Source organism: Pseudomonas sp. UBA1879 (assembly GCF_002338065.1).
In the GTDB taxonomy this organism is placed as follows: Bacteria; Pseudomonadota; Gammaproteobacteria; order Pseudomonadales; family Pseudomonadaceae; genus Aquipseudomonas.
On record NZ_DDHJ01000018.1, the window covers coordinates 219,463 to 243,546 of the forward strand.

28 protein-coding genes are annotated in these 24,084 nt (G+C 59.5%); 17 read left to right on the plus strand and 11 right to left on the minus strand.

The genetic code is table 11. From position 1 onward, the window contains the following. Positions 1–164: 164 nt before the first annotated feature. Together gudD and B3N48_RS21230 are read right to left on the minus strand one after the other, a co-directional pair. Positions 165–1,508: a glucarate dehydratase gene (gene gudD, locus B3N48_RS21225; protein ID WP_296187152.1), complete on the minus strand. Its 1,344-nt coding sequence runs from the start codon at positions 1,506–1,508 to the stop codon at positions 165–167. A 60-nt stretch (positions 1,509–1,568) separates the two neighbouring features. Next, on the minus strand, positions 1,569–2,819 hold the full coding sequence (locus B3N48_RS21230) for an MFS transporter (protein WP_296187574.1): 1,251 nt from the start codon (positions 2,817–2,819) through the stop codon (positions 1,569–1,571). 436 nt (positions 2,820–3,255) lie between these two features. Between B3N48_RS21230 and B3N48_RS21235 the strand changes: the two genes are divergently transcribed. Beyond that, a complete protein-coding gene (locus B3N48_RS21235; RefSeq protein ID WP_296187153.1) occupies positions 3,256–3,969 on the plus strand; it encodes a FadR/GntR family transcriptional regulator in 714 nt (237 codons plus the stop codon). Positions 3,970–4,362: 393 nt separating this feature from the next. Beyond that, complete coding sequence (locus tag B3N48_RS21240; RefSeq protein ID WP_296187155.1) at positions 4,363–5,448, plus strand: CdaR family transcriptional regulator; 1,086 nt, start codon at positions 4,363–4,365, stop codon at positions 5,446–5,448. Between the two features lie 169 nt (positions 5,449–5,617). Here B3N48_RS21240 and B3N48_RS21245 read toward each other — a convergent pair whose 3' ends face one another. Then, positions 5,618–6,823, minus strand: a complete 1,206-nt coding sequence (locus B3N48_RS21245; protein ID WP_296187156.1) for a GGDEF domain-containing protein — start codon at positions 6,821–6,823, stop codon at positions 5,618–5,620. Between the two features lie 280 nt (positions 6,824–7,103). On the opposite strand from B3N48_RS21245, the gene B3N48_RS21250 reads away from it, so the two are divergent. Then, positions 7,104–8,240: a glycerate kinase gene (locus B3N48_RS21250; protein ID WP_296187575.1), complete on the plus strand. Its 1,137-nt coding sequence runs from the start codon at positions 7,104–7,106 to the stop codon at positions 8,238–8,240. A gap of 16 nt (positions 8,241–8,256) precedes the next feature. Here the strand turns inward: B3N48_RS21250 and B3N48_RS21255 are convergent, their stop codons facing one another. Further along, positions 8,257–8,514, minus strand: a complete 258-nt coding sequence (locus tag B3N48_RS21255; protein ID WP_296187157.1) for a DUF2790 domain-containing protein — start codon at positions 8,512–8,514, stop codon at positions 8,257–8,259. A 133-nt stretch (positions 8,515–8,647) separates the two neighbouring features. Beyond that, complete coding sequence (locus tag B3N48_RS21260) at positions 8,648–10,468, minus strand: monovalent cation:proton antiporter-2 (CPA2) family protein (RefSeq protein ID WP_296187159.1); 1,821 nt, start codon at positions 10,466–10,468, stop codon at positions 8,648–8,650. A 213-nt stretch (positions 10,469–10,681) separates the two neighbouring features. Here B3N48_RS21260 and B3N48_RS21265 point away from each other — a divergent pair, with 213 nt between their 5' ends. From B3N48_RS21265 to B3N48_RS21285, 5 genes are all read left to right on the plus strand, one after another. After that, a complete protein-coding gene (locus tag B3N48_RS21265) occupies positions 10,682–10,870 on the plus strand; it encodes a hypothetical protein (RefSeq protein WP_296187160.1) in 189 nt (62 codons plus the stop codon). Positions 10,871–11,038: 168 nt separating this feature from the next. Then, positions 11,039–11,305, plus strand: coding sequence for a PepSY domain-containing protein (locus B3N48_RS21270; protein WP_296187162.1), 267 nt, complete (start codon positions 11,039–11,041; stop codon positions 11,303–11,305). Positions 11,306–11,417: 112 nt separating this feature from the next. After that, complete coding sequence (locus B3N48_RS21275) at positions 11,418–11,843, plus strand: GNAT family N-acetyltransferase (protein WP_296187163.1); 426 nt, start codon at positions 11,418–11,420, stop codon at positions 11,841–11,843. Between the two features lie 263 nt (positions 11,844–12,106). Next, positions 12,107–13,138 (plus strand): Ldh family oxidoreductase, encoded by a 1,032-nt coding sequence (locus B3N48_RS21280; RefSeq protein WP_296187164.1) that lies wholly within the window; start codon positions 12,107–12,109, stop codon positions 13,136–13,138. Between the two features lie 123 nt (positions 13,139–13,261). Beyond that, positions 13,262–13,474, plus strand: coding sequence for a hypothetical protein (locus B3N48_RS21285; protein ID WP_296187165.1), 213 nt, complete (start codon positions 13,262–13,264; stop codon positions 13,472–13,474). A gap of 37 nt (positions 13,475–13,511) precedes the next feature. Here B3N48_RS21285 and B3N48_RS21290 read toward each other — a convergent pair whose 3' ends face one another. Next, positions 13,512–13,784: a hypothetical protein gene (locus tag B3N48_RS21290; protein WP_296187166.1), complete on the minus strand. Its 273-nt coding sequence runs from the start codon at positions 13,782–13,784 to the stop codon at positions 13,512–13,514. Positions 13,785–13,858: 74 nt separating this feature from the next. On the opposite strand from B3N48_RS21290, the gene B3N48_RS21295 reads away from it, so the two are divergent. The 3 genes from B3N48_RS21295 to map all read left to right on the plus strand — a co-directional run bounded on the left by B3N48_RS21295 (position 13,859) and on the right by map (position 15,321). After that, on the plus strand, positions 13,859–14,209 hold the full coding sequence (locus B3N48_RS21295; protein ID WP_296187167.1) for a helix-turn-helix domain-containing protein: 351 nt from the start codon (positions 13,859–13,861) through the stop codon (positions 14,207–14,209). 75 nt (positions 14,210–14,284) lie between these two features. Next, positions 14,285–14,539, plus strand: a complete 255-nt coding sequence (locus tag B3N48_RS21300; RefSeq protein WP_296187168.1) for a ParD-like family protein — start codon at positions 14,285–14,287, stop codon at positions 14,537–14,539. Then, positions 14,536–15,321 carry a type I methionyl aminopeptidase gene (map, locus tag B3N48_RS21305; protein WP_296187170.1) on the plus strand — a complete coding sequence of 262 codons (786 nt, stop codon included), beginning with the start codon at positions 14,536–14,538 and terminating at the stop codon, positions 15,319–15,321. The genes B3N48_RS21300 and map overlap by 4 nt, the downstream gene beginning before the upstream one ends. Positions 15,322–15,513: 192 nt before the next feature. Here the strand turns inward: map and B3N48_RS21310 are convergent, their stop codons facing one another. Beyond that, a complete protein-coding gene (locus B3N48_RS21310; protein WP_296187171.1) occupies positions 15,514–15,762 on the minus strand; it encodes a hypothetical protein in 249 nt (82 codons plus the stop codon). A 78-nt stretch (positions 15,763–15,840) separates the two neighbouring features. Further along, the gene (locus B3N48_RS21315) at positions 15,841–16,065 is read right to left on the minus strand and encodes a DUF6555 family protein (RefSeq protein ID WP_296187172.1); all 225 of its coding nucleotides are present in this window, start codon (positions 16,063–16,065) and stop codon (positions 15,841–15,843) included. Between the two features lie 474 nt (positions 16,066–16,539). Here B3N48_RS21315 and B3N48_RS21320 point away from each other — a divergent pair, with 474 nt between their 5' ends. Further along, a complete protein-coding gene (locus B3N48_RS21320) occupies positions 16,540–16,869 on the plus strand; it encodes a hypothetical protein (RefSeq protein ID WP_296187173.1) in 330 nt (109 codons plus the stop codon). A gap of 54 nt (positions 16,870–16,923) precedes the next feature. Here B3N48_RS21320 and B3N48_RS21325 read toward each other — a convergent pair whose 3' ends face one another. After that, a complete protein-coding gene (locus B3N48_RS21325; protein WP_349677036.1) occupies positions 16,924–17,997 on the minus strand; it encodes an endonuclease/exonuclease/phosphatase family protein in 1,074 nt (357 codons plus the stop codon). A 100-nt stretch (positions 17,998–18,097) separates the two neighbouring features. Then, positions 18,098–18,340 (minus strand): DUF1654 domain-containing protein, encoded by a 243-nt coding sequence (locus tag B3N48_RS21330; protein WP_296187175.1) that lies wholly within the window; start codon positions 18,338–18,340, stop codon positions 18,098–18,100. A gap of 203 nt (positions 18,341–18,543) precedes the next feature. Between B3N48_RS21330 and B3N48_RS21335 the strand changes: the two genes are divergently transcribed. Continuing rightward, positions 18,544–18,768 carry a YgdI/YgdR family lipoprotein gene (locus tag B3N48_RS21335; RefSeq protein WP_296187176.1) on the plus strand — a complete coding sequence of 75 codons (225 nt, stop codon included), beginning with the start codon at positions 18,544–18,546 and terminating at the stop codon, positions 18,766–18,768. Between the two features lie 76 nt (positions 18,769–18,844). Here the strand turns inward: B3N48_RS21335 and B3N48_RS21340 are convergent, their stop codons facing one another. Next, positions 18,845–19,117: a hypothetical protein gene (locus B3N48_RS21340; protein WP_296187177.1), complete on the minus strand. Its 273-nt coding sequence runs from the start codon at positions 19,115–19,117 to the stop codon at positions 18,845–18,847. A 344-nt stretch (positions 19,118–19,461) separates the two neighbouring features. Here B3N48_RS21340 and B3N48_RS21345 point away from each other — a divergent pair, with 344 nt between their 5' ends. From B3N48_RS21345 to B3N48_RS21360, 4 genes are all read left to right on the plus strand, one after another. Further along, positions 19,462–20,421 carry a sugar ABC transporter substrate-binding protein gene (locus B3N48_RS21345; protein WP_296187178.1) on the plus strand — a complete coding sequence of 320 codons (960 nt, stop codon included), beginning with the start codon at positions 19,462–19,464 and terminating at the stop codon, positions 20,419–20,421. 66 nt (positions 20,422–20,487) lie between these two features. After that, the gene (locus B3N48_RS21350) at positions 20,488–22,038 is read left to right on the plus strand and encodes a sugar ABC transporter ATP-binding protein (RefSeq protein WP_296187179.1); all 1,551 of its coding nucleotides are present in this window, start codon (positions 20,488–20,490) and stop codon (positions 22,036–22,038) included. Continuing rightward, the gene (locus B3N48_RS21355; protein ID WP_296187180.1) at positions 22,038–23,033 is read left to right on the plus strand and encodes an ABC transporter permease; all 996 of its coding nucleotides are present in this window, start codon (positions 22,038–22,040) and stop codon (positions 23,031–23,033) included. Before B3N48_RS21350 ends, B3N48_RS21355 begins: the two co-directional genes overlap by 1 nt. Before the next feature lies 1 nt (position 23,034). Next, positions 23,035–24,057 (plus strand): LacI family DNA-binding transcriptional regulator, encoded by a 1,023-nt coding sequence (locus B3N48_RS21360; protein ID WP_296187181.1) that lies wholly within the window; start codon positions 23,035–23,037, stop codon positions 24,055–24,057. Positions 24,058–24,084: the final 27 nt, after the last annotated feature.

Genomic DNA, 24,084 nt, shown 5'->3' on the forward strand with positions numbered 1-24,084 from the left:
CAATCAATCAGGGTCTTCACGAAAAGTCGGCGAGCGAAGGCCAGGCAAGGCAAAAACAGGCAAGGAACGGCCGGGGTCGCGCACGACTTCAGGGGCCTGAATCAGCATTCCGAGCCTGTTTTCAACGCAGCATGGCCGAGCGCAGCCACTTTACGTGGAGACCCTTAGCGGACCAGGCAAGGCTGCTTGTTATTGAACGTCCAGTTCGGAATCAGGAACTGCATCGCGACGCTGTCGTCCCGCGCGCCGAGGCCCATGCCTTTATAAAGCTCGTGCGCTTTAGCGACTTGATCCATGTCGATCTCGACGCCCAGCCCCGGCTTTTTCGGGACCTGCACGTTGCCGCCGATAATCTGCAGCGGCGCTTTGGTCAGACGCTGGCCGTCCTGCCAGATCCAGTGCGTGTCGATGGCCGTGATGTTGCCCGGTGCCGCCGCGGCGGCGTGGGTGAACATCGCCAGGGAAATATCGAAATGGTTGTTGGAATGCGAGCCCCAGGTCAGCCCCCACTCGTGGCACATCTGCGCCACCCGCACCGAACCCTGCAGGGTCCAGAAGTGCGGATCGGCCAGTGGGATGTCCACCGATTGCAGCTGGATTGCGTGGCCCATTTCACGCCAGTCGGTGGCGATCATGTTGGTGGCGGTGCGCAGGCCGGTGGCGCGGCGAAACTCAGCCATCACCTCACGGCCCGAGTAGCCGTTCTCGGCGCCGCAGGGGTCTTCAGCGTAGGCCAACACCTTGTGCTGATCGCGGCACAGGCGAATGGCTTCTTTCAGCGACCAGGCGCCGTTGGGGTCAAGGGTGATGCGCGCTTTAGGGAAACGCTCGGCCAGCGCGGTGACGGCTTCGATTTCCGCATCACCGCTCAGTGCGCCGCCCTTGAGTTTGAAATCTTCGAAGCCATACCGCTCGAATGCGGCTTCGGCCAGACGCACCACCCGCTCCGGGGTCAGCGCTTCTTCGTGACGCACGCGGAACCAGTCGTTGTCGGCGTCTTCTTCAGTGCGGTACGGCAGGTTGGTTTTTTTCTGATCGCCGACGTAGAACAGGTAGCCGAGCATCTTCACTTCGTCACGCTGCTGGCCTTCGCCGAGCAGGGCCGCGACCGGCACTTCCAAGTGTTGACCCAGCAAGTCCAGGACCGCCGCTTCGATGCCGGTGACCGCGTGAATGGTGATGCGCAGGTCGAAGGTCTGCAGGCCGCGTCCCCCCGAATCCCGCTCGGCGAAGGTGCGGCGCACGTCGTTGAGTATCTTCTGGTAATGGCCGATGCTGCTGCCGACCACCAGCGCGCGGGCGTCTTCCAGGGTCTGACGGATTTTTTCGCCGCCGGGGATTTCGCCGACGCCGGTGTGACCCGCGTTGTCTTTCAGGATCACGATGTTGCGGGTGAAGTACGGGCCGTGGGCGCCGCTCAGGTTGAGCAGCATGTCGTCGTGGCCGGCGACCGGAATGACCTGCATCTCGGTGATGACTGGGGTGCTGCCGGAAGTCTGTGAAGTCATGGCGAAATCCTTGGTTGTACGAGGCGCCGCGCGGGCGCCGTTGAATCGAGGTTCACGGGGTTACGAATGGCTGGGCCTGGCATCGACTTTTGCAACCGGCGTGGCGCCGGGTTTCGGCGTCGTGCGCACGCTGAACACCAGAATCGCAGCGATGATCGAGGTGGCGGTCAAGCCGTAGAGGCCGCCCTGAATCGAGCCGGTCTGCTGTTCGAGGATGCCGAAGGCGGTCGGCGCCACGAAGCCGCCCAGGTTGCCGACCGAGTTGATCAAGGCAATCACACCGGCCGCGATGCGGGCGTCCAGATAGCCTTGCGGGATCGGCCAGAACAGCGACGACGCCGATTTGAAGCCCATCGCGGCGAAACAGATGGCGACGAAGGCGAACACCGGACCGCCCGTGGTGGACATGAACATCCCGGCTGCTGCGATCAACAACGCCGCCGCTACCCACGCCTGCTGATGCTTCCACTTCGCCGACAGGCTGGCGAAGCCGTACATGCAGACGATGGCAATGAACCACGGGATCGAGTTGAACAGCCCCACCTGAAAGTCAGAAAGGTCGCCCATTTTCTTGATGATGCTCGGCAGCCAGAATGTCGCGGCGTAAATCGTCAGTTGAATGAAGAAATACATCAGGCAAAACAGGATGATCTGCGGGTCTTTCAGCAATTGGCCAATGGACAGTTTCACCGGGCTCGCGGCCTCACGAGCGCGTTGTTCGGCATCGATAGTCTCGACCAGCGCATCCTTCTCGGCGGCGCTCAGCCATTTGGCGTCGTGGGGTTTGGAGTCGAGCCAGAACCAGACAAACACGCACAGACCCACCGAGAACATGCCTTCGATGAAGTACATCCACTGCCAGCCGTGGAAGCCCAGGCCCTCTATTTGCAGGAGCATGCCGGACAGCGGGCCGGAGATCAGCGACGCGAATGCCGAGCCGCTGAGGAAAATCGCGATCGCTTTGCCGCGCTCCACGCCGGGCAACCAGCGGGTGAAGTAGTAGATCACCCCTGGAAAGAACCCGGCTTCAGCCACGCCCAGCAGAAAACGCAGGATGTAGAAATGGGTTTCGGTCTGGATGAACGCCATCCCCGCCGCGACCAGGCCCCACGTGAACATGATGCGGGTCAGCCAGAGGCGAGCGCCGACTTTCTGCATGAGTATGTTGGAAGGCACTTCAAACAGCGCGTAGGCAATGAAGAACAGGCCGGCGCCGAAACCGTAGGCGGCTGCGCCGATGCCCAGATCGTGTTCCATGTGACTGCGCACGAACCCGATGTTGACCCGGTCGATGTAGTTGACGATGAACATGATGACGAACAGCGGCAGGATATGACGTTTGACTTTGGAGACCGCTGACTGCAGGACGGAACCGTCGACGTCATCCACGCGTGATGAGGGTGTGTTCACTCTGTTGACTCCCACTGATTATTTTTATGCGGGTACTTTCAAGGTGTGTGACAAGGTGTGTGCGCCTTGTTGTTAGTCATCATACAAGTGGGCGTCATCTCCGCAAGCGGTTTTGCAGGCTTGCATGAAATATTTCGACGGCCTAGGCTTGCTTGTCTGACAAGTTGAACGAGTCTGCAGAAACGCTCGAACGTCAGGTTTTCCATGGGCTGAAGCCGATATTGGAGTGGGACGCGGAGCGTGCGGCAATGACCGGTCCAGCGCCCTTCAACTGAAAAAAGACAAGTGCGGCGGGGCAGGATTTCCGTCGATTGACGCCACTGTTCGGACAACCTCTATGCAATCACCGATTAACACGCTTCCAAATCGCCGACAGCACAACCTGGCCACGGACCTTGTGACAGACCTGAGTCAACGCATTCTCATGGGCAGCATCGCCCCGGGGGAAAAATTGCCGTCGGAAAGCGAGATCGTGCGTCAGCACGGCGTCAGCCGGACCGTGGTGCGTGAGGCGATTTCCAAGCTGCAAGCGTCGGGGTTGGTGGAAACCCATCAGGGCAAGGGCACGTTTGTGCTGCAGCGCACTGAGCAGAGTGGCATGCGCTTGAACGTCGAAACGGCGTTCAGCGTGCGCCACATCATCGAATTACGCATGGGCCTCGAAACCCAGGCCGTGGCGTTGGCTGCCCAGCGACGGACGCAGGAACAATTGTCAGCGATGCGCCGGGCGCTGGATGACTACCAGGATCTGCTGGCCAAGGAAGACAGCTGCGTGGAGGCCGACCGGCGCTTTCATTTGCTGATTGCCGAGGCGACGGGTAACCCGTATTTCGTCGAAGTCCTGCAAGGCCTCGGTCACGCCGTCATCCCCCGTAGCCGCATCGCCGCCAGCGAACGGGCCGGAACCAGCCTGACGAACCACGCCTACCTGGCCAACCTGGAACACGAAGCCATCCTCACCGCCATCCGCCGCCAAGACCCCGACGCGGCCCGCGCGGCCATGTGGACCCACTTGAGCAATAGCCGAGAGCGGTTGGCGCCAGGGGAGTGATGTTGAAGGGTGGCGACTGTTTATGCCTCTGATCGCGCAGGTTCTGGCTGCAACAGAACGGCGTGGTCGTGCCTCATGCTTCAGTCGGGCGAAGACGCCGCACCAAGAACCCCTGATCGGCCAGCGTCTGCCCGACATCGTTGAACGACCACGGCGAATCCCCCAAGCCATGTACCAACTGCATCCCGCGCTTCGCCACGAAGACAAAGCGGCGTGACCTCGCAAGCATCAAGGATGCTCGGCACTTTGCCATGCAGTAGGGGCCTTGGGAATCCGTGGTCGGCAATTGTCATGCGGGAACTCCCCGCAAAAATAGGGCAGACTCCGCAGACCCCTAAAAACAAGATGTGACCCGTATGACCCGTTTAACGCCTAGCTCCCCGGAAATGCCCCATGTTCGCCCTTGATCACGCCCTGGCCCAAGACATCGTGGATCGGGCAATGGCGATTTTGCCGTGCAATGTCAACGTGATGGATTACCTTGGGATCATCATCGGCAGCGGCGAGGCCGGGCGGTTGTACACCCGGCATGAAGGGGCACAGTTGGTGTTGGCCAATCGGCGGGTGGTAGAGATCGACGCCCACACGGCCAAACAGTTGGACGGTGTGCGGCCGGGGGTGAACCTGCCGTTGATGCTGGACCAGAAGCTGGTGGGTGTGTTGGGCATCACCGGGGAGCCGGATCAGGTGCGGGTCTATGCCGAGCTGGTGAAGATGACGGCGGAAATGCTGTTGGAGCATCGTCGTCAGCAGGCCGATCAGCAGTGGCGGCATCAGCGCAGTGAGGATTTGCTGGCCCGGCTGTTATTGGGGGACAACGCCGAACATTTGCTCGATGAGGCCGAACAACTGGGTCTGCAGCCGCAATTGCCGCGTCAGGCGGTGTTGCTCGAACTGCCTGCTGACGCGAGTTATGCCGGGCAGCTGGCGGCCTGGCTCAACGGGCGTTACACCAACAGTTGGTGCGTGTCCTGCGAGCCGAGCCGCGTCTATTGGTGTCGGGCGGCGGGCAAGGACCGCGATGACGCCTTGCTGCTGGAGCAGTTCGACGAGCAAGGCTGGCCGGTGCTGCGGATGGCCACGATCGAGCCATCGTCAGACCTGACGTCGTTACGCAGCGCCTGCACCGCGGCCCGGGACCTGCTCGATTATGCGCGCCACGTTCAGCCACAGCACCGGCTGGTGAGGTTGGCGAACCATCGACTGGCCTTGCTGTTCTGGCGCAATCGCCATGACTGGCTGGCCGAAGCCGTCGCTGAGCCAGTGATGCGCTTGCAAGGCCACGGGCAACTGCTCGACACCTTGCGCGCCTGGTTCGACTATAGCGGCGAAAGCCAGGCCTGCGCCGACGCCTTGGGGATCCACCGCAACAGCCTGCGGTATCGGTTGGAAAAGATTGCCGATGTCAGCGGCTGCGATCCGTACCGGACCGACGAGCTGCTGCGGTTGTACCTGGGGATGCAGATGGTGCCGCGCTAGTGGTCGCAGCGGGCACCTGTGCATGACCAAAGATGGTTCGTACACCAGTCTGTGGGCCTTCGCTTACTCGCCAATATGCCCGGTCGGTCACGACGAGATGACAGGGCTGTCCCAGTCGTGAGCACGCTCACACTCCGACGGTGTCAGCGTCCGCCGCGAATACGAGGCTTCACACATCCATTGCCTCAACCACCTCGACCCGCCCGCGCACCTGCTTGGCCCGGTACAGCGCTTTGTCCACCGAGCGCAGCAAGGCTTCGAAATCTTCCCGGCTGTTCAAGGACGGTGTCTGCGCCAGCCCCGCGCTGAAGCCGATCGGAAACGGCAGCCTCGGTTCCGCCGTCGGTCTGTCCAGCGCCTCGCGCAAGCGTTTCATGAACATCTGCGCCAGATGCACGTCAGTGCCAGGGAACACCAACAAAAACTCCTCACCGCCCCAACGCACGAACACGTCCTCCTTGCGCATCAACCGGGTCACGGTGTTGGCGAACATTTGCAGGGCCGAGTCGCCCATGGCATGGCCGTGCTGATCGTTGATGCGCTTGAAATTGTCCAGATCGATCATCGCCACGGCCAGCGGATAACGTTGCGGCCCGTTCTGGCGGCGCTCCTGATGAAGGATACTCGCCACCGCGCCGCGTCGATTCAGGGCGCCGGTCAGGGTGTCGGTGATGCTCAATTGCACCACTTGCTGGCGCAGTTGCTCCTGCAACATCAGCGCGAAGCTCAGGGTGAACAGGAACGAGACCATGAAATCCATCGCCAGCGCGGGCAGCGAGAACATGTCCGGCTCATCGAAGGTCAGCGGCGGTGGCGGGTCGAGGGCCAAGGTAATCGTCGAGTGGCCATGAAAGATCAGCAGCGCGACATGTCCTGCCAGCAGCGCCCACGCACCTCGAAAACGTTTCCGCAATGGCCAGGTCACGTAGCACTGCACGCCGATGGTCAGCACGCAGAACAGGAAAAACCACGACAACATATAGCTGTTGTGCAGCAGCACAGTGGCGCCGATGCCGTACAGCAGCACTGGCATCAGCAGCACGCGCAAGTGCCAGGCAATGCCTGAGGTGCGTTCGGCCAGATGATGCAGGGCCAGGGTGTGGCACCCGATGGCCAGCAGCAGGCCGGCGGTGTTGGCGATGAATGCGCTGTCTGGCATGAGGACGCCCAGCCAGTCAGGCCCGCTCGGGATGACGCCGGGTTGCAACAGATCGACCGCTCGATAGGCCGCCAGCAACAGATCCCCTGCAATCCACCAATGCAGCGGCGCGCGATGGCGGCTGGTGCCCACGTAAGACAGGCACAGCATCAGCGTGGTCATGAGTCCGAAGGGAATGATGATGAACAGCAGAGTGACGGGATCGTTCAGAAGCATAGGGGTGCGGCTTTCATCTTGAGGAAATCTGAACGGGCCGGTCGGACATGACAGGGCCTAACCCGTAGAAGAATAGTGGCTATATAGTGTCATATTCGCGGTGGGGCGAGGCCGAAATGTCATCGACGCCTGTGACGTTATAGAGAACAACCCGCCAACCGTCGACGTCTCCGGACGTTTTGTTCAGATGAACAACACTGCCCTGAGCGGATTGTGCGAAGCGCAGGCGGAAATGGCTGCCACTCGTGCGAAGATCGCGACCATTGATAAGGAGAACACCATGAACATCGTCATCGCCCCGGATTCCTTCAAGGACAGCCTCAGCGCCCAAGGCGTCGCACAAGCCATCGCCAGCGGTTTGCGCGAGGTGTGGCCTGACGCGCGGCTGGTGGAATGTCCCATGGCGGACGGCGGCGAAGGCACCATCGAAGCGGTGTTGGCGGCCTGCGGGGGCGAATGGAGAACCACGGATGTCACAGGCCCGCTGGGCGCACCGACCCAGGCGCAGTGGGGGTGGCTGCCGGATACCTGTACCGCGATCATTGAAATGGCCATGGCCAGCGGCTTGCAGATGCTGACCCTGAAACAGCGCGATGCGACGGTCACCACCACCTACGGCACCGGCCAACTGATCGCTGCCGCCCTGGACGCCGGAGCACTGCGGGTCATTCTGGCCATTGGCGGCAGTGCCACCAATGATGCGGGCACCGGCATGCTGTCCGCCCTGGGTGCGCGCTTTCTGGACAGAGAGGGCAATCCGCTGCCCCCCGGCGGTCTGGCGCTGAGTCAAGTCGCACAGATTGATTTGGATGGACTGGATGCGCGCCTCAAGGATGTGCAGTTCGAGGTGGCCGCCGATGTCGACAACCCGCTCTGCGGCCCGAACGGCGCATCACATATTTTCGGCCCACAGAAAGGTGCTTCGCCTGAACAAGTGCTGGCACTGGACGCGGCATTGGGGCACTTCGCCGAGGTCTCTGCCCGCGTCTTGGGCAAGGACGAGCGCACACACCCCGGCAGTGGGGCGGCAGGCGGAATGGGGTTCGCCGCCAAGGCGTACCTGAATGCGTCGTTCCGTCCGGGGGTGGAAGTGGTCGCCGGCCTGACCGGCTTGTCCGACGCGCTGAAGGGCGCCGATCTGGTCATCACAGGGGAGGGCCGCTTCGATGCTCAGACCCTGCGCGGCAAGACGCCGTTCGGTGTGGCGAAAATTGCCCAGCGCCACGGCGTGCCGGTGATCGTACTCGCGGGCACCCTGGGCGAGGGCTACGCGGACCTCTACGAACACGGGATCAGCGCGGCGTTCGCCCTGGCCAGCGGACCAATGACACTGGAGCAGGCTTGCGACAACGCCGCCTCCCTGTTGCACGACCGGGCACGGGACCTGGCGCGAGTGTGGCGCCTCGCCGCGCAGTGATCGAGCGGTCAACCTATCAATTGTCGCCCAGGCAGGTGTTGCCGCTGGTTTCGTAACGCAGGGTGTGGGCCTTGCCCATGTGATCGACATAGCCGAGGTCTACCGGGCGCACGCCGCAGAAATTCAGATTCGGGGTCTTGGTGACTTCGGCGATGTCGAGCTTCGTACCGTAGGTGTATTCCTGCACCTGCGGCATGTTCTTCATGTCAGCGTGGGCGGTCAGGGCAACGCTGCTCAGCAGGGTCAGGGTCACGGCGATCAGTGTGGTTTTCATGGAGGCTTCCTCATTTGGGGTTTGATAACGTTCTGAGCCCGTATGACGAAGCCGGGGCAGGGTTATTCCCTGAGGTCTGAAAATTTCTCCGCCTGATGCCGCTTTTAACCGTCAAACGCACGCGTGAGGCCTGTTAGCCTTTGGTCGCTGTCTGTTCGGCTTCTTCGTCCATCCGGTCGGATTCGAACAGTTCGCCCAATTCAGTACGGGCTTCCAGCGCGCTTTGCATTACCTTCGCCGCGTCGTCGTAGATCAGGTGCTGACGCTTGAGCACTTGCTCGTCATGACGCTTGAAGCGGTCGATGCGCGCGGCGGCCTGAGCCTCGGTCAAACCCAGCCCGATCAGCGTACGGCGGGTCATCTCGAGACTGGAATAGAACGTCTCGCGCACGGCTTGTGCGTCGAGGTCCAGCAGGCGATGCACGTGCTGCCGGTTACGCGCCCGGGCGATGATTTTCAGGTGTGGGTACAGCTTGCGCACCAACTCGGCGGTCTTGATGTTGGTGTCTGGATCGTCGGTCGCAATAACGAAGAATTCCGCTTGATCGACCTTGGCGGCGCGCAGGATTTCCGGCCGTAACGGATCGCCGTAGAACACCGGCACGTTGCCGAAACTGCGGGTGAATTCGATGGTTTCCACCGAAGTGTCCAACGCAATGAACGGGATCTGTTGCGCGCGCAGGATACGCGCCACGATTTGCCCCATCCGGCCCATGCCTGCGATGACCACGCGGGGGTTGTCGGAATCGATGTCCTTGTATTCTTCCGGCACCTCCTTCACCACCGGTTTGGGCTTCATCCAGCGCGACATCACCAGCAACAGCGGCGGGGTCAGGGCCATGGACAAGGTAATGGTCAGCACCAGCGTGTCGTACAGCGTGGCATCGAAAAGCCCCTGATCGCGGCCAATCTTGAACACCACGAAGGCAAATTCGCCGCCCGCCGCCAACACCAGCCCCAGGCGCAGGGCGCTCTGTTTGGTCAGGCCCCCGGCGAATCGGCCGACGAAAAACAGCAGCGGCAGCTTCAGGGCGATCAGCAGAACGGTCAGGGCCAACACAGTGACCGGGGAATTGACCAGCAAGCCGAGGTTGGCACCCATCCCGACGCTGATGAAGAACAGCCCCAGCAGCAGACCCTTGAACGGCTCGATCTGCGATTCCAGCTCGTGGCGGTATTCGGAATCGGCCAGCAGCAGCCCGGCGAGAAACGCGCCCAACGCCATCGACACACCCACCAGATCCATCAAATACGCAGTGCCGATCACCACCAGCAGCGCGGTGGCCGTGGACACTTCCTGCAGCTTGGTCTTGGCGACGATGCGGAACACGGGTCGCAGCAAATAGCGCCCGCCGACCACGACCACGGCGATGCTGCCCAGCACCTGCAAACCATGACGCAGGGAATCGCTGGAGGACGCATCGTGAGCGCCGCCCGCGAGCATTGGCACCAGCGCGATCAACGGGATCGCCGCGATGTCTTGAAACAGCAGAATCGCGAAGGCCAGGCGACCGTGGGGTGCGTTCAGCTCTTTGCGTTCGGCCAGGCTTTGCAGGCCAAACGCCGTGGACGACAGCGCCAGGCCCAGGCCCAGCACCACGGCGCTGTTCAGCGGCTGGCCGAAGCCCAGAAGCGCCACGGTGCCGATCACCAGCCCTGTAAGCAGCACTTGCGCCAGACCGACGCCAAACACCGACTTGCGCATGACCCACAAGCGTTTGGGCGACAGCTCCAGACCGATGATGAACAGCAGCAGAACCACGCCCAACTCGGAAATATGCGCCACGCTTTGCGGGTTGCCGATCAGGCCCAGGCCTGAAGGGCCAATGATTACGCCAGCGATCAAGTAGCCGATGACAGCGCCCAATTGCAGGCGCTTGGCCAGGGGAACGGTCAGAACGGCGGCAAGCAGAAACACGACTGCGGCCTGCAAAAGGCTGCCTTCATGGGGCATTGGGGACTCCTTTGAACGACGGGTAAATGCGTAAAGCGAACGTAAAGTGCGGGTATTAAACCACGGCCAAGCCACAGGGTTCAGTCATCGAGACACATCGCCGCAGCCTTGAGCGTGCGGGCGTGGGGTGCCAACCCAGGGGTGACAGCGTAAGATGTCGGGCTTGTTTGCGGCAGCGCAGACGATCTAGACCCGTTTTCAGGAACCTTTGTAATGACCAACAAACAGCGTCTGATGTATTCGATCCTCATTGCCCTGAGCGTGCTGGTGATCATGCTTGGCCTGTCGCACCTGCAAGCCAGCGGCGTGCTCGACGAGAAGACATTTCAGTACATCGCGATCTTCGTGGCCGTGGTGGTCGTGGTGTTGAACGGCATTCTGCGACGCAAGGTCAAGCGCTGACCCGGCTGCACCGTCTGTGCACTCGAGGCCTACCGGCCGTAACGTCTGCTGACACTTCGCCGGTGAACATGCAGCACGCCGTTACAAAACCCCGGCTGAACTATCGCTTTGCGGGTGAACTCCAAAACTGCGCACGTTAATAGCCCTAAAAGGGAAATGGAGTTCTACATGATCAAGACACTTACCGCTGCCGTCCTCGCCACCGCTGCTCTGGCCACCGCCCCGTTCGCCCTCGCGGACAAGCCCGGAGCAGGCTGGATTACCATCGAGAAGGCCATCGAAAAAGCGAAGGCGTCCGGTTATACGGAGATCTACAAGATCGAAGCCGATGACAACGGCTACTGGGAGGGCGAAGGCCGCAAGGCTGATAGCCTGACGTACGAATTCCGTATCGATGGCACCTCCGGCAATATCCTCCGCGATCAGAAAGACTGATCCAGTCAACCGGGAGCCCCATTCGGCGGCTCCCATCCGCTTCTCCCCACTTTACTCACCCCGCCAAATCCCACACCCTTGCGCCTCTTTTTCCCAAAGCAGGAAGCGCAGCATGAGCGTGCGGATTGAATTCAAAAGCGACCCCACCGAGGACGAACGTCTTCAGATTCTCGAGCCGCTAAGGGCCTATAACGCGGCGAAAGCGGGGGATGGGCTGTCGGAAAAATTCGCCTTGTTTGTCAGGGATGACGTCACTGACGCCGTCATCGGCGGCTTGCATGGGCGCATGCTGTTCCGCTGGCTGTTCATCGAATTGCTGGTGGTACCTGAACACGCCCGCGGCCAACGGATAGGCAGTCAATTGATGGAAATGGCCGAGGATTATGCCCGTGAACGCCAATGCGTCGGCGTCTGGCTCGACACGTTCGATTTTCAGGCCCCCGAGTTTTATCGCAAACACGGCTATCAGTCATTCGGCGAACTCGATGATTATCCGCCCGGGCACCGGCGTCTGTTCTTCCAGAAGCGACTGAGCTGATCCTTGACTGAAAACGTGCTTGCCCACTGCGAACGGTACATTGATGCGCTGGCGTGAGGCTTGCAGGCCGAATGTAACGCAGGCCGGGGGTGTCTGCGCCGAGAGTGAGCGTCTGACAATCGGTGGCCTGATCCCCGACCCGGCAATACGCGCGAAGTGCAGTAACGGTGCGCAGTTTACCCCTGTGTTCGGCCACAGTACGCTGAGGCCCTGATTCACGCGCTGTTCGGCCTCTTCTTCCCCTCATCAAACCGGAGCTTCAGATGTCTTCATCCCGAGATCCTGCTGACACTCAGACGATTTCCTACAGCGACTTGACCGACCTCCTGCGCCAAATCTTTTTGCGCCACGGCACATCGGCAGAAGTCGCCGGGGTGCTGGCGGAAAACTGCGCCAGTGCCGAGCGCGACGGCTCGCACAGCCACGGTATCTTCCGCATCAAAGGCTACCTGTCGTCATTGGCTTCGGAGTGGGTCAATGGCCGCGCCGTGCCAACGGTTGAGGACGTGGGCACCGGTTTCGTGAGGGTGGATGCCGCCGGAGGCTTCGCGCAGCCCGCGCTGCAGGCCGCTAAAGGATTGTTGATCGAGAAGGCGCGCAGCGCCGGGATTGCCATTCTGGCCATTCGCAATTCTCACCATTTCGCGGCGCTCTGGCCGGACGTCGAACCTTTTGCGCAGGAAGGGCTTGTCGCGTTGAGTGTGGTCAACAGCATGACCTGCGTGGTCCCTCATGACGCGCAAAAACCGCTGTTTGGCACCAACCCGATAGCCTTTGCGGCACCACGCGCCGGTGGACAGCCGATTGTATTCGACATGGCCACCAGCGCCATGGCCCACGGCGACGTGCAGATCGCAGCGCGGGAAGGGCGTCTTCTGCCGCCCGGCATGGGCGTCGACCGGGACGGTGAGCCGACTGAAGACCCGAAGGCGATTCTCGACGGAGGTGCGCTGCTGCCCTTTGGGGGCTATAAGGGTTCGGCGCTGTCGATGATGGTGGAACTGCTGTCAGCGGCCCTTACGGGAGGGCATTTCTCGTTCGAGTTCGACATGTCTAGCAAACCCGGCGCTCAGACACCTTGGACAGGCCAGACAATTATAGTCATCGATCCCGACAAGGGCAGCGGTCAGGCTTTTGCGCAACGCAGTGAAGAGCTTGTGCAGCAGATGCACGGCGTCGGCCAACAGCGCATGCCAGGGGATCGACGTTATCAGCAGCGAGAAAAATCCCTTTCACACGGTATCGTGCTGAAGACAGACGATCTCTTGCGGCTCAAGGGCTTGGCGGGCGCTTAGGCGAGCAGCCCCCTCCGGAGCGGTCGAGTCGCGCCAACGACCGCTCGTCGACTCAAGGCTTGCGTTTGGTCGTTCATGAAAATACTGTATATCCAAACAGTATCGAGTGAAGAGGGATTGACCATGCACATGAATCAAGCCGAAACCACCCTGTCGTTCCCGGCCCAGGCCTCGGAACAGTCCTTTAGTAGCGTGTGGGGCAATGAGATGCAGCGCGAGGATTTCCTGGCCTTGGCGGCAGGGGTTCGCCAGTTCAGCGTCGGTCTTGCGCAAATGGGTTTTGTGCCCGCCGGGCGCTCGTATTCGAGCGACGCGGTGCAGTCCACCCCGGAATGATTGCCCGCAGGCTCGCTACGGGTCCGTTAGGTCAGGCTTAGTGATCGTATGAGGCGGGGGCGGTCACAGGAACCGTTTCAATGGCTGAACCATCGTCAGCTTCAGGCTGGCGCTTCTTGCCCGCTTTGATGAGGCCCACGGCGATCACCGTTCCGACCACCGACACCGCACACCAACTCAGCAAAAATGTAATCACGTCTGGTACTCCGAACTGCAGGAATCGGGTTGCCACGTCAATGACAAGCTGTCCATCCGGGTTATCGGCCGGGTCGAGCGTTTCCTTGAGCCGAAAAGCGCGCAGCTTGAACAATTGTCGAATGATCCGCAACTCCCTACGACCAATGGGGTCTTGGTTTAAACATAGTCAGATTCGGGGCCGCGCACATGAAAGATCTTGGATCACGCCTGAAAGAAGAACGTAAAAGCCTCGGACTTTCGCAACAGGAATTCGGTGCCATCGGCGGTGTTGAAGCCAATGCCCAAGGGAAATATGAAAGTGGCGAACGCATTCCACGTTCCGATTACCTGGCGGCGCTGGGTAAGAAAGGGGTTGACGTGCTGTACGTGCTCTCCGGTAAGCGCACCCCAATGGCCGCCGATTCCCTGAACGATGCCGAGCGGGCGATCATCACCCACTACCGTGCATTGAGCGAAGACGATCAGGAGGCCATTTCACAGTTGGCAACGTCCCTCTCGGAATGTGCGATGGGGTCTGTCGTCGAGCAATCAGCCTGACGGCACAACCAGATCCATGGGTTGCGACAAAATATACGAAACGTATATGCTTCGTATATCAAACGCGAGGTACTCATGGGACTGGTCAAAATTTCAGAACAGATGCACGCCAACATTCGCTCGGCGAGCGCCGCGCTGAGTCGCTCCATCAACGCCCAGGCGGAACACTGGATGCGGGTTGGCATGCTCGCTGAGTTGAATCCAGGGTTGAATTATTCAGATATCTGCCAGCGGCTTATCCGCGCGGAAGCGTCAGGTCACACACTTTCAGGCGCACTGCCTGAAGCGCCGGCCGCCGGAGACACGCACGTCCGGGGGGTGTCGCAATGAGCGTCAGCATCAAGACTGAAGCCGACCTGATCGGATTGCGTATCGCTGGCCGTCTCGCTGCGGATGTATTGGCGATGATTGGGCAGCACGTAAAACCCGGTGTCAGTACGGAAGCGCTCGACGATATCTGCAACGACTACATCGTCAACGAATTGAAGGTGATTCCGGCCAATGTCGGCTACCACGGCTTCACCAAAACCACCTGTATCTCCCCGAACTCGGTGGTCTGCCATGGCATCCCTTCGCCGAAAGACATCCTTAAGGACGGGGATATCGTCAACATCGATGTGGCTGTGATCAAGGATGGTTGGTACGGCGATACCAGCCGCATGTATTTCGTGGGCGAAGTCAGCCCGCTGGCGAAGCGTCTGGTGGAAACGACATATGAAGCAACGTTGGCGGGTATCAACGCGGTAAAACCAGGTGCCACGTTGGGCGACATCGGCCATGCCATTCAGACCGTCGCGCACCGTGAAGGATTTAGCGTGGTGCGCGAATATTGCGGGCACGGCATTGGCCGCAAGTACCACGAAGAACCTCAGGTGCTGCACTACGGCGCAGCCGGCAAGGGCCTCAGGCTGAAACCGGGCATGGTCTTTACGGTCGAGCCGATGATCAATGCCGGTAAAGCGGGGACATACACATTGAGTGACGGCTGGACGGTCTTGACACGGGATCAGTCTCTGTCTGCGCAGTGGGAGCATATGGTTGCGGTGACTGAGAACGGCTTCGAATTGCTGACGCCGTGGCCGGATGGGACCGGTGATTACCCAGCGGTATAAAGCGGGAATGGGGGTTAGGGTCCGTGCCTATGACGAATAAAGTCACAATTGTCCGAGTGACGAAAAGCAGACTGAGCTTGTAGGCTTCTTCCCGTTCCCCTGTAGTGCTGCTGCTCGACCGGCTCATGGATGATCGAGCGTGCAGCACTTGGGGAGAACACCAGTCTTTTCCCCTCAGGGGTAGTTTTCAGATCAAAGCTGCTTGGCTGCTTCCACCCCGGCCGAACTCAGCTTGACCGGGTATTTGAGCGTACGCTCGCCTTTGGATGAGTTATCGACGCAGCCATCGTGAATCAGCCCGGCTTTCTGCAGATGTTCGAGGGTGTCCGCAACGGCGTTCTCCCCTCGATAATTGTCCAGAACTTCCTTCCCCAAACCCGCGGGATGAGCGTGCAGTAGACGTGTTAGAACCTCGTTTTTGAGCGCGTTATCGATGGACATAGTTACCTCGCGTTGCTGGTTTGATGAGCACTGCTAGTAAATACCGACCACCTGATTTCCGGTTTGTTTGCACAATCCTCAGGCTCGCTTCCACTGAACCTGCGTGACTCCCAGCCCTTCAGCGTGCAGCATCGCCAGGCGCAAGGGCCCTGCGACGACGCTGCCATCAAGATTGCCCACGCCCGCATGCAGCGTAGCGAAATGCAGCGCCTCGCTTTCACACAAGTGGCTGGCATGGTGGCAGAAGTGTCGAGGTTCGCCTCGGAAACGGTAATGAATTTCAAAATCCCTGGAATCATTCATCGTCATGGGCCTGTTGGGCGTCAAACGCCGGTCTGAAATATGTTCTTCCTTATGTACCTGACAGGGTGGCCGCTGATTGCTTCGGCGGTGCTGTCACTTCATTTCGAGATCAATACAGGCTGCACATTCACAAGCTGTCGGCCGGACCGTATTGCCTGTTCTCTGCCTGAGACGGGTAGCCCGGCGCAGCGACAATGGGCTACCGACCGAGAGAGAATTGCACCGATTCATGTCATTTTGAATCGCTCGCCGATAAGCGGCCATGTGCCACATCTGTTTGGATGGCGGCATCCCCTCGACGCCAACTATCGATTTCAAACGTCCGCCAGATGGGGCAGGGCGGGCTTCATCATCAAGCCGACAGGTCGGCGATCTCGCTGACAGCTTTCTTCTAAAAAAGGCAATCTGATGGCCCGCATTCAGGCCAATTTCTGAAAAAATTCAGTTCTTTCAAGCGAGTGCGGGACAACGTGTATGCGAAAGATGGGATTGGGTGTTGCAGCGTTTGTTTTACTGGTGGCGGCACATCCTGCAATGGCCCGTAACGTCAGTAAGCAGGACGTCCAAGTGTGCAAATGGGGCGCGGGTATAGCCAGCACCGCGCAGCAATCGAAGCTGTCCGGGAAAACCTTGTACAGCCAGCGTAAAGAGCTTCAGGCGCAGACGTTTTCGCAGCCATGGATGCGCAAGATGGCGCTGGGCATTACCGAGCAAACGTACAAGAGTCCCTCCAGATTGAAACCTGCCGCGGTCAAGCAAACTTACTACGAGGGCTGCATTCAGCACGATCTGGCTCGTAAATGACAAAGGTGGGACGCCGAGTTGTCAGTTGCGGCGTCCCGAATACAGCGTATTGAGTCAGTGGCAATTGGCAGCCAGGCGATAGTGCTGCGCTTCCGCCGCAGCGGCGTTGGCAAATTCAACGCGGTTCTTTTCGGACACCGTGTTGTACGACGGGCAGTCCGGGCGGTGATAGATCATCGTCTTTCTGTTCCCGCGGATCGCGACCGTCAGGTTTTTACCGCTGGGCCCTGCTGTCGTTGCAGGCCGCATCGGGTTAGGCACAGCCGAGGCTGGCGAGGCTCGCGATGCTGACGCCACCGCTAGGCGACCCTCGGCAAAACTCGCCCGGAAGAAGATCGGTGCATGGTCCGAAACGCTGTTACGTGCTTTGGTATTGGTCATTCCCAAATAGGCCGGGTATTTGAAGACCTTAACGTCGTTCGCCTTGATTGCAGATTGCTTGCTCACGAACACGTTGTCGTACAGGTTGGCGAACTTGCCGTCCGTGGTGGACAACGTCGACGCATCGTTCAGCACCAGTGGTCGCGCGGTTGCGTCCAGAAGGCTCCACGCCGGAGCATTTGGCGGGGTGTTGAAGTCGCCCATCAGCATGATCTGGTTGTTGCCCGGGTACGTGTCTTTCAGCCAGGTCCAGTAGCTGGAGAGCGCGTTAATTTCAGAAGCACGGTCCGCTTGATTCTTGCCATATAGGACATGCACCGTGGCCACCACAAAAGTCGTGTCGTCCTTGAGCGACCTGAAGCGGGCGGAATACGGCTCGCGTTCGAACGTGTCGCCGCGATCAAGGTAGGTCACGGCGCCGTCTTCATAGGCCACGAGGTCATCACGCCACACGAAACCGTACATTTCCTTGTAGGTTGATCGACCTACCGCATGCGAAGCCATGAAGCTCCAGTGCTTGCCTGTCTGCCGGGTCAGTTCCGTGGCAAGCGTGTTCAATGCCTCTTCACTCATGAGTTCCTGCACAGCAAGGAAATCAACGTTTTTGGCGACTTTCGCGATGCTCTGGAAATCCTTGTTGGGACGCACGCTCAGGTGTTCCAGATTCCAGGTGCCGATGTTGATGTCGGCAAATGCGTTTTGCAGGGAGATAGCAGCCAACAGGGCTAACAGGAAAACTCTAAGCATTGAATCCAACTACGAAATGAAAAGACGGAAAACGAGGCACGGTCGTGGCTCGCCTGGCGAAGCGGCTAGTATTTTTTCGCGACGTATATCTGCGGGTGGATCAATCTTCCTTGGGCACGGTCCAGAAAATCTGCACGCCACCGTCATCGCGCCAGGCAAGGGTCACGTTATCGTTTTCGGCAATCTCCTCTAGCAATTGATTCCAGTCCTCTTCGAGTTCGTCAGCCATTCGAAAGATCAACGCAGCGCGGGACTTTTGCGCAGTAGGCGAGTTGATGATTTTCTGTACGCGTATGGCCAGGCGTTCGTAAGGGGCGGGTGCTGAAGCGACGGTGGTAGACACGGACTTGATCCCTTGTTAGCTGTATGTGCATACAGTATTTCACTGTGGGACGTTTCGCAACTCGCGGTAAGAAGAATCTCTGCTATGACCGCGCGGATTGATTTGTCCTATCAGTTTCCGTCTTGCGAACCAAAAGCTATCGCGTCGATCAGATTCTCTATCGGCGAATCAGTTCGCGATGACAGGAAGAAAGAGGAATCTCCATGAAGATCAGAAGCTTCGGCCTGCCCATGGCAATCGTGTGTTGTGCGATATTGGCCGGGTGTTCGACGGCCACCGTGGTCACGCTGCAAAACGGTACGCAATACATCACCCAAGACGCACCCAAGACCAAGACCGCAGACGGGTTCTATGAATTCAAAGACATCTCGGGCAAGACGGTAAAGGTGCGCGCGGACGAAGTGGCGACGGTGAAAAAGGAGGACTGATCTAGGTCGAATAAGCCTGTACGGCACGCGTTGAGGTTGTAGACGATCAGTCTAAAACCGCTCAGAGGGTCGCGGCTCAGCCGTGATCCCGGAGGCGTACAGACTGTGCGGAGAACACATTCGAGCGTTTGCCGAATTGTTCCCGCACCTTGGCAATCTCCTCCCGAAGCTTGTCGCGGACGTGCATTTGGTTCTCTTCAGATAGCGATTCATACCACTGCAGATGTGCTGCGCGACTTTTGCCCACGGCACTCGCACCAGGTAATGCTGAAATCATCGACTGAATGAATTCCGAAGCAGGGTCGTTTCCGTCCTCCGCAGGGATGTTCTGTGTGGCCGGGTCTGTCATTTGCGCTCCATCAATTGTTCGGTATTACTGCCCTCGGGGGGGCACGGCCTCCGATGTCAGATCGCCGCTATCTTAGCGCAGGGTCGCGCGTCGAAGCTGACTAAAATCATCATTTAGTACGGCGTAGAGCACGTTCGTGCTGTCCGACATACGCCGAGCATGCGGGTATAGCGCACCCCTTGGACGTAGGATGCTTCCGAAAAGATGAAAGGTGAGTGTGTAGCTGTTGACAAATTCCGCAGGTATTCCCATAGTTTCATCCACGCAAACGTTTGCTAAGGGTTAATTCTGGCCTGAGTCTGCAAGCGGTGCCGATAAAATAATCATAATGTCGGAGTGATTCCATGAAGCTGCCATTCGCTGCACGTCTTCTCGCTGTTGCCATGCTCACCGCCAGTGCGGTAATCCTACCTCTCTCATCCGCCTACGCCGACGACGCCAAAAAGCCCACGGTCGCGCTGGTGATGAAATCCCTCGCCAACGAATTCTTTCTGACCATGGAGGACGGGGCGAAGCAATACCAGAAACAGCATTCCAGTGACTTCGACCTGATCTCCAACGGCATCAAAAACGAGTCCGATACCGCCGCGCAGATCGATATCGTCAACCAGATGATCGTCAAGAAAGTTGACGCGCTCGTCATCGCCCCTGCTGACTCCAAGGCGTTGGCCTCGGTGATCGACAAGGCGATGAAAGCAGGCATCAAGGTCGTCAACATCGACAACCAGCTTGATGCCGACGTTTTGAAAAGCAAAGGCATCGAAGTGCCATTCGTGGGCCCGAACAACCGCAAAGGTGCCAAGCTGGTGGGGGACTACCTCGCCAAACAGCTGACCGCGGGTGACCAGGTCGGCATCATTGAGGGCGTGCCGACCACCACCAACGCGCAGCAACGCACCGCCGGTTTCAAGGATGCAATGGACGCCGCGCAGATGAAAATCGTCTCGACACAGTCCGGTAACTGGGAAATCGACAAAGGCAACGCCGTCGCCTCGGCCATGCTCAACGAATACCCGAACCTGAAAGCACTGCTGGCCGGTAATGACAGCATGGCGCTGGGAGCCGTGTCGGCCGTTCGCGCGGCGGGCAAGGCGGGCAAAGTCCAGGTCGTGGGTTACGACAACATCAATGCCATCAAACCGATGCTCAAGGACGGTCGTGTGCTCGCAACCGCTGACCAGTTCGCGGCCCGTCAGGCAGTGTTCGGCATCGATACCGCGCTGAAGATGATCAAGGGCGACAAACTCGACATTAAAGACGGTGTGATCGAGACCCCGGTCGAGCTGGTTACCAAGCCGCAATAAGCCCCGTTCCTCAATCGTCCGTACATACCGCCTGCTTCCTACGGGAGCAGGCGCGTGGAGAGCGTTATGTCAGCGTCTGCTCAGGCCGCTGTTCTGTCCGTCAGTAACATCGGCAAAACCTACGCCCAACCTGTCCTCGGTGACATTGACCTGACGCTCATGCGCGGCGAAGTGCTGGCGCTGACCGGTGAAAATGGTGCGGGCAAAAGTACCCTGTCAAAAATCATCGGTGGACTGGTCACCCCAACCACCGGCGACATGCTGTTCCAAGGCCGGCCGTATGCGCCCGCCAGTCGTACTCAGGCTGAAAAGCTGGGCGTACGCATGGTCATGCAAGAACTGAATCTGCTGCCGACCCTGTCAGTCGCCGAAAACCTGTTTCTCGATAACCTGCCCAGCCGCGCCGGTTTCATCCACCGCAAAAAGCTGCGTGAGGCTGCCATCCAGGCCATGGCTCAAGTGGGGCTCGAAGCCATTGACCCCGATACGCTGGTGGGCGAGCTGGGCATCGGTCACCAGCAGATGGTCGAAATCGCGCGCAACTTGATCGGCGATTGTCATGTGCTGATCCTCGACGAACCGACCGCCATGCTGACGGCCCGCGAAGTGGAAATGCTGTTCGAACAGATCACGCGGCTGCAGGATCGCGGCGTTTCCATCATTTACATCTCTCACCGCCTGGAAGAGCTGGCGCGTGTTGCTCAACGCATTGCAGTGTTGCGCGACGGCAAGCTGGTGTGTGTTGACGCCATGGCCAATTACAACAGTGAGCAGTTGGTCACGCTGATGGTGGGCCGTGAATTGGGCGAGCACATCGACCTTGGCGAGCGCAAGATTGGCAGCGTGGCTTTGTCGGTGAAAGGCTTGACTCGCGCCGACAAAGTACGGGACGTGTCCTTTGACGTGCGGGCGGGGGAAATCTTCGGCATCTCCGGATTGATCGGCGCCGGGCGAACCGAACTGCTGCGCCTGATCTACGGCGCCGACACGGCTGACAGCGGCAGTATCCAGGTGGGTAGCCCGCTGCAAACGGTGCGGGTCAGCTCGCCAGTGGATGCCGTCAGCCATGGCATTGCGCTGATCACCGAGGACCGTAAAGGCGAAGGCCTGCTGCTGTCGCAGTCCATCAGCGCCAACATCGCGCTGGGGAACATGGAGGCGATTTCCGCCGCAGGCGTGGTCAACGGCAACGCGGAAATGGCGCTCGCCAGGCGTCAGGTTGAGGCTATGCGCATTCGCAGCTCGAGCCCCACGCAGTTGGTGTCGGAGTTGTCGGGCGGCAATCAGCAGAAGGTCGTCATCGGTCGCTGGCTGGAACGTGACTGTCAGGTGATGCTGTTCGATGAGCCCACGCGCGGTATTGACGTCGGCGCCAAGTTCGACATCTACGCGCTGCTTGGCGAATTGACCCGTCAGGGCAGAGCGCTGGTGGTGGTGTCCAGCGACCTGCGCGAGCTGATGCTGATCTGTGACCGTATCGGCGTGCTGTCTGCCGGTCGGTTGATCGATACCTTCGACAGGAACAGCTGGACCCAGGACGAACTGCTCGCCGCAGCCTTTGCTGGCTATCAAAAACGTGATGCGCTGCTGTCCGAAGCCGCGCCCAGGAACGACTGATGAAAACCTCGACTACCTCTGCCGCGCTGCCTTCGCCGGGCAAGCGCACTGGCAACTATTTCGGCCTCGGGACCTACCTCGGTCTGGCGGGCGCCTTGCTGGCGATGATCGTGCTGTTCTCATTGCTCAGCGATCACTTCCTGTCCTACGAAACCTTCAGCACGCTGGCGAACCAGATTCCGGACCTGATGGTGCTGGCCGTTGGCATGACGTTCATTCTGATCATTGGCGGCATCGACTTGTCCGTGGGCTCCGTGTTGGCACTGGCTGCATCAGCGGTGAGTGTGGCCATGCTCGGCTGGGGCTGGAGCGTGTTGCCGTCGGCGTTGTTGGGCATGGCCTGCGCGACGGTGGCCGGTACTCTGACTGGCTCGATTACCGTGGCCTGGCGCATTCCATCGTTCATTGTTTCGCTGGGTGTGCTCGAGATGGCCCGGGGTGTGGCGTACCAGTTGACGGATTCCCGAACGGCATACATCGGGGATTCCTATGCCTGGCTGTCGAATCCATTTGCGTTTGGCATTTCTCCATCCTTCGTCATCGCGTTGATCGTGATCTTTGCGGCCCAGGCCGTGCTGACCCGGACAGTATTCGGCCGCTACCTGATCGGCATTGGCACCAACGAAGAAGCCGTGCGTCTGGCAGGGATCAATCCAAAGCCCTACAAGATTCTGGTCTTCTCCCTCATGGGGTTGTTGGCGGGCGTCGCTGCTTTGTTCCAGATCTCCCGTCTTGAAGCGGCTGATCCGAATGCCGGGTCAGGCCTGGAGCTTCAGGTCATCGCCGCAGTGGTCATAGGCGGTACGAGCCTCATGGGCGGGCGGGGATCGGTAATCAGCACGTTTTTCGGTGTGCTGATCATCTCGGTACTCGCTGCAGGCCTGGCGCAAATAGGCGCCACCGAGCCCACCAAACGAATCATTACCGGCGCGGTGATTGTCGTGGCGGTGGTGCTCGACACCTATCGCAGCCATCGCGCTCAGCGGCGCGGCTGATATGGCCACCATCAAAGATGTCGCTGCCATCGCAGGCATTTCCTACACGACCGTGTCCCATGTCGTAAACCGAACGCGACCAGTCAGTGACGAAGTGCGCAAGAAAGTCGAGGCTGCGATTGCGCAGCTGGACTACGTGCCCAGTGCCGTCGCGCGTTCGCTAAAAGCCAAGTCCACGGCGACCATCGGGCTGCTGATTCCCAATGGCATCAACCCCTATTTTGCGGAGTTGGCGAGAGGGATCGAGGACTACTGTGAGCGCAATGGCTTTTGCGTCATCCTTTGCAACTCCGATGACAACCTCGAAAAGCAACGCAATTACCTCCGTGTGTTGCTCGAAAAGCGCGTGGACGGCTTGATTGTGTCGTCTGTCGGTGGGGGCGACAGCCTCGTCGATAGTCTGTCTTCGGTACGGACGCCCATGGTGATCGTCGACCGTGATCTTGAGCACGTCAACGCTGATCTGGTGCGGATTGATCATGAGCTGGGTGCTTACCTTGCCACTTCGCATCTGCTGCAACTGGGACACCGTCATATCGCGTGTATCTGCGGTCCGGTGCAAACCAGCGTAGCGAAGATGCGTCTGGCCGGGTATCACCGTGCGATGCTGGAAGTCGGCGTCGCGGTGCCCGACGCCTGGGTAGTAGAAAGTGATTTCACCGCCCCCAGCGGTTATCAGGCGGCCAGTCAATTGCTGGACGGTGATCGACCCACAGCGATTTTCGCCGCCAACGATATGGTCGGCATTGGCGCATTGCGCGCGGCGGCCGAGCGTAATGTGCGCGTTCCGGCGGATTTGTCGATCATGGGCTTCGACGACATTCAGATGAGCCAGTACGTTTACCCGGCGCTGACCACGGTCGGACAATCGATTCTGCAATTGGGCGAGCAGGCGGCCGAAGTGCTGCTGCGACGGATTTCAACGCGCAGCGACAGCCCAGTGCAGCGGATGATCGTCGCGCCCAGCCTCGTGCTACGCGAATCCACCGCACCGCCCGCAACCGCATTCAACGAGTTTCGCTGAGCCGCACCCGATGGGTCCGGATGGAAG

What these genes read in the sequence shown, in the direction of transcription:
- B3N48_RS21265 (WP_296187160.1), top strand. Translation starts at nt 10,682, where the DNA reads ATGACCAACAAACAGCGTCTGATGTATTCGATCCTCATTGCCCTGAGC.
- B3N48_RS21245 (WP_296187156.1), bottom strand. Translation starts at nt 6,823, where the DNA reads ATGCTTCTGAACGATCCCGTCACTCTGCTGTTCATCATCATTCCCTTC.
- B3N48_RS21295 (WP_296187167.1), top strand. Translation starts at nt 13,859, where the DNA reads ATGAAAGATCTTGGATCACGCCTGAAAGAAGAACGTAAAAGCCTCGGA.
- B3N48_RS21355 (WP_296187180.1), top strand. Translation starts at nt 22,038, where the DNA reads ATGAAAACCTCGACTACCTCTGCCGCGCTGCCTTCGCCGGGCAAGCGC.
- B3N48_RS21320 (WP_296187173.1), top strand. Translation starts at nt 16,540, where the DNA reads ATGCGAAAGATGGGATTGGGTGTTGCAGCGTTTGTTTTACTGGTGGCG.
- B3N48_RS21345 (WP_296187178.1), top strand. Translation starts at nt 19,462, where the DNA reads ATGAAGCTGCCATTCGCTGCACGTCTTCTCGCTGTTGCCATGCTCACC.
- B3N48_RS21275 (WP_296187163.1), top strand. Translation starts at nt 11,418, where the DNA reads ATGAGCGTGCGGATTGAATTCAAAAGCGACCCCACCGAGGACGAACGT.
- B3N48_RS21310 (WP_296187171.1), bottom strand. Translation starts at nt 15,762, where the DNA reads ATGTCCATCGATAACGCGCTCAAAAACGAGGTTCTAACACGTCTACTG.
- B3N48_RS21230 (WP_296187574.1), bottom strand. Translation starts at nt 2,819, where the DNA reads ATGTTCATCGTCAACTACATCGACCGGGTCAACATCGGGTTCGTGCGC.
- B3N48_RS21260 (WP_296187159.1), bottom strand. Translation starts at nt 10,468, where the DNA reads ATGCCCCATGAAGGCAGCCTTTTGCAGGCCGCAGTCGTGTTTCTGCTT.
- B3N48_RS21280 (WP_296187164.1), top strand. Translation starts at nt 12,107, where the DNA reads ATGTCTTCATCCCGAGATCCTGCTGACACTCAGACGATTTCCTACAGC.
- B3N48_RS21285 (WP_296187165.1), top strand. Translation starts at nt 13,262, where the DNA reads ATGCACATGAATCAAGCCGAAACCACCCTGTCGTTCCCGGCCCAGGCC.
- B3N48_RS21335 (WP_296187176.1), top strand. Translation starts at nt 18,544, where the DNA reads ATGAAGATCAGAAGCTTCGGCCTGCCCATGGCAATCGTGTGTTGTGCG.
- B3N48_RS21240 (WP_296187155.1), top strand. Translation starts at nt 4,363, where the DNA reads ATGTTCGCCCTTGATCACGCCCTGGCCCAAGACATCGTGGATCGGGCA.
- B3N48_RS21300 (WP_296187168.1), top strand. Translation starts at nt 14,285, where the DNA reads ATGGGACTGGTCAAAATTTCAGAACAGATGCACGCCAACATTCGCTCG.
- map (WP_296187170.1), top strand. Translation starts at nt 14,536, where the DNA reads ATGAGCGTCAGCATCAAGACTGAAGCCGACCTGATCGGATTGCGTATC.
- B3N48_RS21360 (WP_296187181.1), top strand. Translation starts at nt 23,035, where the DNA reads ATGGCCACCATCAAAGATGTCGCTGCCATCGCAGGCATTTCCTACACG.
- gudD (WP_296187152.1), bottom strand. Translation starts at nt 1,508, where the DNA reads ATGACTTCACAGACTTCCGGCAGCACCCCAGTCATCACCGAGATGCAG.
- B3N48_RS21340 (WP_296187177.1), bottom strand. Translation starts at nt 19,117, where the DNA reads ATGACAGACCCGGCCACACAGAACATCCCTGCGGAGGACGGAAACGAC.
- B3N48_RS21315 (WP_296187172.1), bottom strand. Translation starts at nt 16,065, where the DNA reads ATGAATGATTCCAGGGATTTTGAAATTCATTACCGTTTCCGAGGCGAA.
- B3N48_RS21270 (WP_296187162.1), top strand. Translation starts at nt 11,039, where the DNA reads ATGATCAAGACACTTACCGCTGCCGTCCTCGCCACCGCTGCTCTGGCC.
- B3N48_RS21250 (WP_296187575.1), top strand. Translation starts at nt 7,104, where the DNA reads ATGAACATCGTCATCGCCCCGGATTCCTTCAAGGACAGCCTCAGCGCC.
- B3N48_RS21255 (WP_296187157.1), bottom strand. Translation starts at nt 8,514, where the DNA reads ATGAAAACCACACTGATCGCCGTGACCCTGACCCTGCTGAGCAGCGTT.
- B3N48_RS21350 (WP_296187179.1), top strand. Translation starts at nt 20,488, where the DNA reads ATGTCAGCGTCTGCTCAGGCCGCTGTTCTGTCCGTCAGTAACATCGGC.
- B3N48_RS21235 (WP_296187153.1), top strand. Translation starts at nt 3,256, where the DNA reads ATGCAATCACCGATTAACACGCTTCCAAATCGCCGACAGCACAACCTG.
- B3N48_RS21325 (WP_349677036.1), bottom strand. Translation starts at nt 17,997, where the DNA reads ATGCTTAGAGTTTTCCTGTTAGCCCTGTTGGCTGCTATCTCCCTGCAA.